The organism is Flavobacterium flavipigmentatum (assembly GCF_020911905.1).
Taxonomy (GTDB): domain Bacteria; phylum Bacteroidota; class Bacteroidia; order Flavobacteriales; family Flavobacteriaceae; genus Flavobacterium; species Flavobacterium flavipigmentatum.
This window is the reverse complement of the sequence record NZ_CP087133.1, coordinates 110,020-121,289: the sequence shown is the minus strand read 5'-3', so window position 1 is coordinate 121,289 and position 11,270 is coordinate 110,020. Positions and strand designations below refer to the sequence as shown.

Genomic DNA, 11,270 nt, shown 5'->3' with positions numbered 1-11,270 from the left:
GTATAGTTACTTTATTATATGTTTATTCATTAGACGCCATATTGTCTCTAGTGTTTTTCTGTACCGAAATGGCACCAAAAAGAGCTAATAAAAATGCAAAAGCATAAAAACCTTTTTCACTTGGTAAAATAGTGGCGTTCCAAAGTCCTACCACCAATAAAACAATGGATAAAAGGGTTCCGAACCAGCAAATCCCATAATACATGTCTGTAACAGGCAATTTTTCTAGTCTGTCTCTAACGCTTTTTTGCAATGAAACTACAGCAAACAATCCGAACATTAAAACGGTAAAATAATAACCTTTTTCGTTCAATAACATTTCTGCTCTTGCAAGTCCCACTATAAATCCGATTGTTCCTGCTCCAAGAGCTACCCAAGATGCCGCTATAAAGGCATTCGATGTTTTTTGTACCATGTTTTAATTTATTTATATTTCGAAAAAATTCCTGAATCTGTCGCTGTCCATAAACAACATTTCTGACCGCTGCTTTTTAAGCCACTATTGGCCCAGGTGTTGCAGGTGCGCAACAAACTGTAACTTCCGTTGGCTTCGTAAAAAGCATCGGTTTTACCATAATTGGCATCGGTTGTAATGAGTACAAAATTGCCTGAAGCATCTTTTTGAAAACTTTCGTTAATGTATTTTATCAAACGATTGTATTGCTCTTTACTGATCATTATTTTTTTGCAATCTTCACCTTCTTTTAGGCTTTTATAGTACGTAGCATGTATGGCAGTGGTGCTTAAACCCGAAGCAGCTTTTAGCGCAACAGAAGCTTTTAGATCTGACCATTCTGGAGTTTCGAGGTAAAAACCTTTGTCACCCCAACCCATTGCTAAGTATTGATAAGTTGTGTCTGCCGACTTGGTGTTTTTAAATTTTATCTGTTTACTCCAATCTATCTGATCATTTTTTGCGGGCATCACAATATCAGTATGAACACCATTTGTCAGGATGTAGATAGGAACTTCTGATTTTGTATCGGATTCTCTTTCAATAGTTATTTTGGAAATTAAATAAGCAGATACAGCATATAAAAAGATAAATCCAACAAAGATTAGGATTGTTTTAAAAAGTACTTTTGCTATTTTTTTCAATTGAATGTATAGTTTTTATCGAAAGAATAAACTTATAAATAAATAATTGTAATTTGAATTATTTTCATCAAATTTAACTAAATATATTTCATATCAAAATAAAATTTAAACAATTACACAGAAAATTCTTTTTAAATATAAAGCATAAAAAAAGCTCCGATAAAGGAGCTTTTAAGTGCTAAAGTAAGATGATTTTATTATTTCATTAATTGCTGCAAAGGCTTCAATTGTTCCATGTCGATCTTTGATTCTTTCAGCACAGACAGTAAAGTCATGATGTTATTCGGATTCATGTCTTTTCCTAAGACACGAACGACTGCAAAGCCATTTTCTTTTCTGTTGGCAAAAACAACAAATTCTTCTATGTTTTCATCAGTGCCAACATAACTTATAGATGCACCGTCTTTACCTGACCCAAATTTCATTAATTGCTGGTATTTTGGATCTTTTAAGATTGTATTGACTTTGATTCTTTCTGCTTCAAATTCGGCTTTATTTTTATCAGTAACTTTAAAAGCTAGAATATTCATTTTATCAAAAGAATTTAAAGCTTCGGTTTGAGTTGCTGATAATTTTGCTTTATCCAAATTTAGAATATTTGGCGAAACATCTAAGGCAATAAAATCTTTGTTCTCGCTATTTTCTACAAAATATTTTTGCAAAGAAGGTTCAGAATTACAACTTATTAACGTTAGTAAAACCAATAGGGCGGAGGTAAAAACACTTATTTTCATCTTATTTTTTGCCTTTAGAGGCTTTTTTTAAGTCTGCACCTCCAGGAAGTTGCATCTTGTCTGTTAGTACTGAAATTTCGTTTAAATCAAAGTTACCTGTTAATGATAATAAAACCGATTCCTGATTTTTTGCTCCGTCAATAAACATTAGTAATTCTTTTACTTGTGTGTCACTAGCGCCAGATTTTACCAATATTTTTACATTTCTTCCGCCATCGTTAATTCGCATCAATTCTTCTAAACCTGCTGTTTTTATGTATTTATCAGCGGTAGCTTTCATATCTGCTTCAACATGGGAACTTTTGGTGGTAAACACTTTTAAATAATCTAATTTTTTGATTAGATTGATGTACTGTTTCATTTCTTTATCCGATGTGTCTACTTTTACTTTACTCATTAAGTCAAACATTTTTTTGTTGACAATTACTGAAGTTACGTCGTCCTGACCATCAAATTTGTCAAAGGCACTTTGGGCATAAAAAGCTGTTGTAAAAAGAGCAAAAACCAGGGTTATGATGAGATTTTTCATGATATATTTTATTTAATTATTGTTTAAAAATTTTGTTTTTTGATTGTTCGTATTCTTTAATGTATTGTACACTTTCAATACCTACATTTACATTGTTTGACAATAACGCCAAAGCTTTTTGAGTAGCCTCTAATGCTTCTTCGGGATTGTCATAGGTTCCTAATTCTGATTGCGCTACAACCGGTGTTGTGTTTTTTTCGCTCACATAAAAAAAGGTTCCTGCTGCCAGTAAAACAGCAACTGAAGCTGCAATTGATAACCACGCCACATTTCGTTTTTTAGTTTGTAGTGGAATCTCCTGCATCGATTTTTGCTCTTTTACTTGAGAGAAATAACCAAACATTGGTTGGTATTGTTCTAAATGCTGCGCAACATTCGATGAAGAAAAATAGTCTTTTAATTGTTTTTCTTCTGCAATACTGGTTTCTCCCTGAAAGTATTTTTCTAGTATGTTTTCTATATTATTTAATTCCATATTGATGTGTATTAAGCATTGATTCTCTAATTTTTTTTCTCGCTCTCGAAAGCGCTACCCGGATAGCGGTTTCATTCATGTTGACAATTTTCGCAATTTCATCAAATTCATATTGTTCAACATCGCGTAACTGAATTAATATTTGCAACTGTTCGGGTAATTGACTTATAATTTTTTCTACCCATTCTAAACTATTACTGTCTTCTAATTTTTTGTCTAATTGTGGCGCCCGATCGGTATAATTATCGTGAACTATTTTAAGATTTCCGGCTCTTTTAGATTTTAACTGATCCAAACAATAATTTTTAGTCATCGTCATCGCCAGTGCTTCTACATTATTATAATGGTTTAAATCTTCTTTTTTGTTCCATAATTTTACCATTACTTCCTGAGTGGCATCTTCTGCTTCTTCAGTACTGGTGAGTAATCTTTTTGCTAGACGAAATACTTTGTCTTTAAAAGGATTTATTAATTCGATAAACACAATTTGATTCATAAATCAAAAATTATTCGTTAGCTTATATAGTCAAGACGAGGTACAATTATTTTTGTTACAACAAGAATAATTTTTTTTTATAAAAAAGAGATATAAATTTCTAGTTGTTAAAACTAAAGGTAGTATTTTTACGTTAATACTATAATTGAAACCTTCTTTTATGAAACCAATATTAAAAACCCTACTATTACTATTTGTCGCTGTTTTTGCTTTGCAATCTTGTGAAGATCAGGATGATGTTCGTGTTTCGTCAGATTTACAAGTAAATGATTTCATCTGGAAAGGACTGAATCAATTCTATTTGTATCAGGCTGATATTCCTAATTTGGCAGACGATCGTTTTGCTAATCAGGATGCTTTAAATTCTTTTTTAAGCGGTTATGACGAACCAAAAACGTTATTTGATGCACTATTGTATAAATCGCAAGATCGTTTTAGCTGGATTGTAGATGATTATACGGTGCTTGAACAAGAGCTTCAGGGTACTTCAAAAAGTAATGGTGTTGATTTTAGACTGGCACGCATTAGTTCGGGTTCTGATAATTTGGTGGGTTTTGTACGCTATATTATTCCAAATTCTGATGCTTCTACAAAAGATATAAAACGTGGTGAACTTTTTACGGGTATAAACGGAACGCAGCTTACTATTTCTAATTATCAAGCTTTGATAGCTGCCGATACTTATACTTTAAATTTTGCGACTTTAAGTGGATCAACGATTCAGTCTAACGGAAAAACGTTGTCTCTGACCAAAACAACTTTAGATGAAAATCCTATTCTTATCAATAAAGTGATTACTTCCGGAAGCCATAAAATTGGATATTTAATGTATAATGGTTTTTATGCCAATTACGATACTCAGTTAAATGCTGCTTTTGGAGAATTAAAAGCGCAAGGAATTACAGATTTAATTTTGGATTTGAGATACAATGGTGGTGGTTCTGTACTAACGGCAACTCGTCTGGCAAGTATGATTACAGGTCAGTTTACAGATAAAATATTTGCTAAAGAAAAATGGAATGCTAAAATTAATACTTATTTTGAAAGCGATGATCCCGAATCATTAAACAATAGATTTGTTGATAAAATAGATGGAACGGCTATTAATAGTCTGAATTTGACAAAAGTTTATGTCATTACAACAGATGCAACCGCATCTGCAAGTGAACTGGTTATAAATGGTTTGGTGCCTTATATTTCTGTGGTACAGGTAGGAGAGACAACAGTTGGTAAAAATGTGGGTTCTATTACGTTGTACGATTCTCCAACATTTGGAAAAGCAAACCGAAATCCGAATCATAAATATGCCATGCAGCCTTTGGTTCTTAAAATCATTAATGCTTCTGGTTTTGGTGAATATGCTAATGGGTTAACACCAACTTATGCCCAGAACGAACAAGTGGAGACTATGGGTGTTTTGGGAGATCCGTCGGAACCTTTATTAAGTACGACTATTTCAAAAATTACAGGTTCGGGTAAAAAAGCAATTGAAAATAAAAGTAAGCAATTTAGCGCTGTGGCTGATTCTAAAATATTAAGCGGAATACGCAATCAAATGTATATCGACGAAGCGCCTGAAGGGCTTTTAAGATCGCTAAAGTAAACACAAAAAAAGCTCTCAGAACTGAGAGCTTTTTTTTTAATAATAAAATTCCAAAAACTATTTAATTATTAAAGTAAAAACCGTTTGGGGCTATACCAACCATTAATTCTTTTTCTAAAACTCCGTTGAAGTTGTAGATATAAGCTTTACTGTCTGATGTATAATTTCCACTATCTGCCATGTAAATGCGATTGTTGTTAACAGCAAATCCGTATAAATTAGCAACCGAAGCCGCTGTAACAATTGCCGTTGTAGAAGCAGTAGTGGCAGAACTGTTTATGGCGTACACAGAATTACTTACAGTATAATAAACTTTGTCATTATAAATGTCTAAATATCCTGCTCCGTCTAATGCTTCAGGAAATGTGATTTTAGAAGTTGTTTTGTCTGATAATTTTACTTTTACAATTTCACTTCTGTCGCTGCTTGGACTTCTTAAAATATATAAAACGCCATCTTTTACATCCATACAATCGGCACTAGTACCAATTGTCACCGGTGTTTCAAGTGTGTTTGTACTCGGATTAATTACTAACAATTTGTCGTTGTTGTATGGTTCTGTAATGTATAATTTTCCGTTTTCTAGTATTATTCTGTTAGCTGTAGCATTTAGCTCAATTTTAGTATCTACAGTATTCGTAGCCAAATTGATTACTGCAACGTAATCATCTGTGATACTTGGAAAAGAATTTGCATTTGTTACATAAGCCTTTCCGTCTTTTGCAACACCATATCTTGGGTTTGCAATTCCAGTCTCTATTTTTGCAATTAATTTGAAAGTATATCTGTTTACGACATTAATTACATTAGAACCACCAGCAATAATATAAGCTCTGTCACCATCAAAAAAGATGTTTTGAGCATATTTCCCGAGCAAATCAGTTCCGTTGGCAGTAGTGTAAGCATCTTTTGTAAAGGCATTGAAATCATCACTTGAGAACGAAACGGTACCTTGTCCTGAAGATCCTTCATTCAAAATAAAAAAACCATTATCATAGATTCCTTTTGGTTCATTAGATTCATCATCATTCGAACATGAAACAAATAACGAAACGCTAAGTGCTATTAAAAATAATTTGCTAAACTTCATTATATTAAAATTTTAAGGTTAAATACATATTAAAATTGCGACCCGGCATCGGTCTGTCTTCAAGACTCTCATACTCTTGATTAAAAAGATTCAAAACCTGAATACCAAGTTTGAAAGAGTCTAGAAATTTAAAATCATAATCAATTCCAATGTTGGAAATCAAATACGCATCTATAATTTCGTTAGGATCATTATCTGCCCTTGTGTATACAAAACCATTGTACAGGATTTGATAATTGGCCGAAATGTTGTTTCTGGAATAGGATATGGCTCCCGTGATTTTGTGAAATGGCACAAAGAAAAGTTGCTTTTTGGTGTCAATATTTTCAGAAATCGTGTAAGCGTAAGTCGCATTTGCTGCAAAATAATTTTTGTCAAACTGTTTTTTCCAACCTAATATTGTTTCGGTTCCGTAGCTTCTTACTTTGTTTGTGTTTTGGGGAGACCAAATACCGTTTTGGCCCGGAACCCACTGTAATAAATCATTGATTTTAATGTAATAGAAGGTCTGAGTCAGCGATAAGTTTTTAAATGTAAAAACATTCCCGATTTCTGTTTGATACGAGTTTTCAGGTTTTAGATTTGGATTACCTCCTTGTTCCCAGTATAAATCATTATAGGTTGGAATTCTGAAATTTCGGGAAAAATTAAATTTCAAATTATATAATTTACTAAACTGATAAGACGATCCTAGTGAGAATAAAATAGGTGATTTATAATTGTCGGTAAACTCTTTTCTAATACCAAATTCATTTTTCCAGTCTTTTGAAACATCTTGTTTGATCAATAAAGAAGCCGAGCTAATTTCTCTTACATGACTTCCAAAACCAGAGCCGTAACCTTTGGTTCTATTATAGTCTACAATCCCGTTTATTTCTACCGATTTAAAAAGCTGGTAACCCAAATCGACTTTGGTAATCAAACTTTCGGTTTTACCATACGTGAAATCTTTACGAGTATTATCAGCAAAATATTGATAATTTTCAAAAATATAGGCCGTTTTAAAATTGGTCGTTAATTTGCCAAAATCACCATTGTACTCAAGTAAATTTCGATTAAAACCATTGATGTATTTGCTCTTTGTTTCGTTTTCAGAAACCAAAGAGGTATTTCGATCGGTGTTAGACGTTTGACTGTATAGTTTTAAGCTGTTTTTAGCATCAAATTTATATCCTAAATTAGCGCTCATCGTAATTATATCATACTGCCCATTTTGGTTCCAGCGCTGTTCGCCTCTCCAGGTATAACGGTTGAGATATTTGTAATCATTGGTAGAGCTGTTTTTTGAAAAACCAATTTGCGTACTCCACTTTTCGTTAGAAATATTTGTTTTGTAATTGATTCCGATAGTGTTGAAGCTACCATAATCTAGTTTTAAAGTATTCTCAAAACGTTTGTAGAAGCTCATGTCATTATCCAAATGAACGGTTCCTCCAACGGCACCACTGCCATAGATCACGCTTCCGCCGCCAGCTTTCACACTGACAGAATTGTAATCAGCACCAGAAATCGTGTTAAAATCAGTACTTCCATTCATTTGCGAATTGATGTTGATTCCGTTCCAGATTACGGCAGTCTGCGAAGACGTCGTTCCTCTAAAGGATACTGTCGACAGCATTCCACGACCGTATTCTTTAAAATAAATAGAAGAATTGAAATTTAATAAATTGGTCAGTAATGCTGCATTTTTGGTAATAACCGAATCGCTAAGTTTTAATACCGATTGCGAATTGGAATATTTTTTGAGATTTTTGTCAGCAACGATAACTTCCTTAAGATTAAGAATAGAGTCTTGCTGCGCCAAAAGTATCTGGCACAAAAATAGAAAGCAAAATGCAAAGCGTTTTTTTAAAGTCATAATTTCTACACTCTTTTTCCCGAGAGCTCGATAATTGTTTCAAAGGCAGGTCTCCTGGCTTGCGTCTTGTTGTTTACCTTCCCACTCGCGGCGGCGAGCAGTGGTTTGTAGCTAACAACAAGCATTCTTTTTACAGAACTAAGCTTACAGTTGCGGGTACAGCTCAAGATTTGAAGCGATCGATTTTTTAGACGATGGCTGTTAACTTGATTCCCTTTTAATGTGTTTTGAAATTAAAACACAACCTTAATTGGCTGCAAATATAAAGTTAAAATTATATAATTATCAAATTTCTTTGTTTTTAATTGTCAAATTTTAGGCAAAACAATATTTACAGAGCAATTTTTATGACTTGCCCAAAATCTACTTTGTTTTGAAAAGCATCTTTTAAGTGCAAAGAAGTATGATGGCACAAGAAGCTTCGAATGGCGCCAGCGTGTGTAACGATAACAAGAGGTTTGTTTGTTTTTTTTGAAAGTTGCTCTGATAGAAATTCGCCGATTCTTTGATGTAAATCTGTAAAAGATTCACCATTATAAGCAGGAATGTTTACAAAATCTTCCATCCAGGGATTGAGTTGCTCTGGAGGGATTTCGTTCCAGTTTTTCAATTCCCAATTTCCAAAATTCATTTCCATTAATCGAAAATCTTCCTGATACGAAATAGTTTTTATGTTGCTTTGAATGTGTTTTGCTAAAATAGTACAACGTTGCAAAGGGCTAGAGAAAATAATAGCTTCTGATGGCAATTGGGTAAGAATTGCATCAAAAGCAGGTTCAAAATTTTCAGCCAAAGCTACATCAGATTGTCCGTAGCAAATTCCTTTTTCACAGGTTGTTTCGGTATGACGAACTAGATAAATTTCCATAGAAAAAGAAGGCTTACATAATAAACAATTTCACAAACCTGTTGTGTTGCGCCGAGACAATCTCCCGTATAACCGCCAATCCATTTTTGGAAATAACGAGCCAAAAAATAGCGCATGACAAAAACTGGAATCAAGGCAAGAAGTATTTTATATTGAAAAGTGGCAAGTGCTACTAAGGGCAAAAGCCCAAAGAAAAAAGCACCCAAAACCTCTTTCCAAGTATAATTTTTAGCAATAGGTTTGCTTTTGCTGGTGGCGTCATCACGCGAATATTCATGTGTAAAAATAATCGTTATTGCCGCCAAACGACTCAAAGCATGAGCGGAAATGAAGAGCAGATAAATTTTAAAAATAGTATTTGTATCGGATGTTTGAAGCAATACAATTGAGTCTGAAAGCAATTTATATTTTAATAAAAAAAGCAAAACCACGCCAATCGCTCCATACGCTCCAATTGCACTATCTTTCATAATTAGCAAAATCTTTTCTTTGGTCCAGCCTCCGCCAAAACCATCACAAACATCTGCAAACCCATCTTCGTGAAAAGCACCTGTTGTAAGCACCGAGGCAATAATTGCCATAATGACAGCGATTTCTATAGATAGAAAAAGTGATGAAATATAGAAGATTGAAAACGAAATGGTTCCCACTATCCAACCAATCAAGGGGAAATAGCGGGTCGCTTTGTTGAGGTAATCTGGATGGTGATCGATGTTTTTTGGACAAGGAATACGCGTATAAAACATCAGAGAGGTAAAGAAAATATGGAGTTCTTTTTTCATTAAAAAGAAGGTTTTTATTGGGGTTAAAATTATTTTTTAAATGACATCAGTTTATTTTTGACTCACGCCAGCGCTTTCAAAACTAGCCATTTTATTCAAAAAGGCTTCCGCTGATTGTAAAATAGGAAAAGCAATCGCACAACCTGTACCTTCGCCCAAACGCAGATCTAGTTGCAAAATAGGTTTTGCGTCTAAATAATCTAGTAATTTTTGATGTGCCTTTTCAGCAGAGCAATGGCAAAAAATGGCATTGTTTTTAATGGCAGGATTTATTTTGGATGCAATTAAAAAAGCGACAGTACAAATAAATCCATCCACCAAAATCAACATTTTTTTCTCGAAAGCTGTTAGCATTCCGCTTGCCATTTGTAGAATTTCAAAACCTCCAAAATAGGCCAGTTGCTCCATTAATTCGGCTTGACCGGAATAATTTTCAATCGCTTTTTGAAGTAAGTTTTGCTTTTCGATAAATTTTGCATCATCAACTCCAGTGCCTTTTCCAACACAATCCTCAATAGTGTAACCTGTTAAAACACTCATTAATACAGCGGCTGTAGAGGTATTTCCGATCCCCATTTCTCCAAAACCGATGCAGTTGGAATCATTTTCAGCAATGTTTTCAACGATGGATTTTCCTTTTTCAAAACACAATTGCAATTCAGCTTCGCTCATCGCTGGAATATGCAGAAAAGACTGTGTTCCCTTGGCAATTTTAGCATTTATTAAATTGATATTTGTTGGAAAATCATAATTCACACCAGCATCTACAATGGATAACTGGATATTATTTTGCTGACAAAAAACATTTATTGCAGCACCACCTTCTAGAAAATTGGCGACCATTTGTCGCGTTACGTCCTGTGGATAGGCACTTACGCCATGATTGGCAATGCCGTGATCTGCTGCAAAAACCACAATATTAGGGTTCGTTATTTTAGGTTCTAAAGTTTGAAAAACTGTCGCCATCTGAAAAGCAAGTGTTTCTAAAACTCCCAAAGCACCGAGTGGCTTTGTTTTTGATTCGATTTTGTCCTTTAAAAGCCGATCAAAATTAGCTGTTGTTTTAAAGATTTTGGCAGATTGTAGAGGCAAATCTACAATACTACTTTCCATAATATTTTTTATTTCGGTACAATCCGGTGCTTCCGATTTTTGTTTCCAATGCAATTGTTGCAACATTGGTTGATTGTCATAGTTGGTAGCTGGTTTTCCGATGCAAAAATAACCTAGCGGCTCTATTTCTTCGGGTAAATTTAGTATTTTCTTAAACTGATAATAATCCAAAATCGAAACCCAACCCATGCCATAACCTTGCTCTGTAAGGGATAACCAAATGTTTTGTGCGGCACAAACCGAACTAAATTTTACCGCTTCATTACTTCCAACAGTGCCAATCGTAAATTGATTCAGAACCGAGCGATCATAAGCGATAATAAGTCCGATGGGCGCTTCTTCAATCGCTTCTAGTTTCAATGATTTATAATGTTCTTTTTGTTCTGGATTGTCAGTGAGCGCTTCTGCTTTTTTATTATAATCTAAAAACAAATTTTTAATGGCGCTTTTTACATCAGCAGACTTGATAATATAATATTTTGTGGCATCAGTCAAACCCACAGATGGCGCCCAATGTCCTGCCTGCAAAGCGTTCTGAATGACTTCATCAGGAACTTCATCAGCTGTAAAGTGGCGAGTATCGCGACGTGATTTTAATATATTATCTAAATAACTCATAAGTTT

General features: G+C 34.1%; 12 protein-coding genes and 1 riboswitch. Of the genes, 1 reads left to right on the top strand and 11 read right to left on the bottom strand.

The features are described from left to right. Nucleotides 1-22 precede the first annotated feature (22 nt). The 6 genes from yiaA to LNP22_RS00585 all read right to left on the bottom strand — a co-directional run bounded on the left by yiaA (nucleotide 23) and on the right by LNP22_RS00585 (nucleotide 3,332). Nucleotides 23-415: an inner membrane protein YiaA gene (yiaA, locus tag LNP22_RS00610; RefSeq protein ID WP_229974845.1), complete on the bottom strand. Its 393-nt coding sequence runs from the start codon at nucleotides 413-415 to the stop codon at nucleotides 23-25. A gap of 8 nt (nucleotides 416-423) precedes the next feature. Next, nucleotides 424-1,098 carry a TIGR02117 family protein gene (locus tag LNP22_RS00605; protein ID WP_229974844.1) on the bottom strand — a complete coding sequence of 225 codons (675 nt, stop codon included), beginning with the start codon at nucleotides 1,096-1,098 and terminating at the stop codon, nucleotides 424-426. Nucleotides 1,099-1,295: 197 nt separating this feature from the next. Next, entirely contained in the window at nucleotides 1,296-1,832 is a 537-nt protein-coding gene (locus LNP22_RS00600) for a DUF4252 domain-containing protein (protein ID WP_229974843.1), read from the bottom strand. A gap of 1 nt (nucleotide 1,833) precedes the next feature. Beyond that, nucleotides 1,834-2,361 carry a DUF4252 domain-containing protein gene (locus LNP22_RS00595; protein WP_210666837.1) on the bottom strand — a complete coding sequence of 176 codons (528 nt, stop codon included), beginning with the start codon at nucleotides 2,359-2,361 and terminating at the stop codon, nucleotides 1,834-1,836. Between the two features lie 16 nt (nucleotides 2,362-2,377). Beyond that, nucleotides 2,378-2,836, bottom strand: coding sequence for a hypothetical protein (locus tag LNP22_RS00590; protein WP_229974842.1), 459 nt, complete (start codon nucleotides 2,834-2,836; stop codon nucleotides 2,378-2,380). Next, nucleotides 2,823-3,332, bottom strand: coding sequence for an RNA polymerase sigma factor (locus tag LNP22_RS00585; RefSeq protein ID WP_229974841.1), 510 nt, complete (start codon nucleotides 3,330-3,332; stop codon nucleotides 2,823-2,825). Before LNP22_RS00585 ends, LNP22_RS00590 begins: the two co-directional genes overlap by 14 nt. 160 nt (nucleotides 3,333-3,492) lie before the next feature. Here LNP22_RS00585 and LNP22_RS00580 point away from each other — a divergent pair, with 160 nt between their 5' ends. After that, nucleotides 3,493-4,935, top strand: a complete 1,443-nt coding sequence (locus tag LNP22_RS00580) for a S41 family peptidase (RefSeq protein ID WP_229974840.1) — start codon at nucleotides 3,493-3,495, stop codon at nucleotides 4,933-4,935. Nucleotides 4,936-4,996: 61 nt separating this feature from the next. Here LNP22_RS00580 and LNP22_RS00575 read toward each other — a convergent pair whose 3' ends face one another. The 5 genes from LNP22_RS00575 to cobT form a co-directional block, all read right to left on the bottom strand. Beyond that, nucleotides 4,997-6,025 carry a YncE family protein gene (locus LNP22_RS00575; RefSeq protein ID WP_229974839.1) on the bottom strand — a complete coding sequence of 343 codons (1,029 nt, stop codon included), beginning with the start codon at nucleotides 6,023-6,025 and terminating at the stop codon, nucleotides 4,997-4,999. A 4-nt stretch (nucleotides 6,026-6,029) separates the two neighbouring features. Then, nucleotides 6,030-7,883, bottom strand: a complete 1,854-nt coding sequence (locus LNP22_RS00570) for a TonB-dependent receptor plug domain-containing protein (RefSeq protein WP_229974838.1) — start codon at nucleotides 7,881-7,883, stop codon at nucleotides 6,030-6,032. A gap of 27 nt (nucleotides 7,884-7,910) precedes the next feature. Continuing rightward, nucleotides 7,911-8,147: riboswitch (cobalamin riboswitch) on the bottom strand. A gap of 67 nt (nucleotides 8,148-8,214) precedes the next feature. Beyond that, on the bottom strand, nucleotides 8,215-8,751 hold the full coding sequence (cobC, locus tag LNP22_RS00565) for an alpha-ribazole phosphatase (RefSeq protein ID WP_229974837.1): 537 nt from the start codon (nucleotides 8,749-8,751) through the stop codon (nucleotides 8,215-8,217). Continuing rightward, nucleotides 8,736-9,533, bottom strand: coding sequence for an adenosylcobinamide-GDP ribazoletransferase (locus tag LNP22_RS00560; RefSeq protein ID WP_229974836.1), 798 nt, complete (start codon nucleotides 9,531-9,533; stop codon nucleotides 8,736-8,738). The genes cobC and LNP22_RS00560 overlap by 16 nt, the downstream gene beginning before the upstream one ends. A gap of 51 nt (nucleotides 9,534-9,584) precedes the next feature. Beyond that, the gene (gene cobT, locus LNP22_RS00555) at nucleotides 9,585-11,264 is read right to left on the bottom strand and encodes a nicotinate-nucleotide--dimethylbenzimidazole phosphoribosyltransferase (protein ID WP_229974835.1); all 1,680 of its coding nucleotides are present in this window, start codon (nucleotides 11,262-11,264) and stop codon (nucleotides 9,585-9,587) included. Nucleotides 11,265-11,270: the final 6 nt, after the last annotated feature.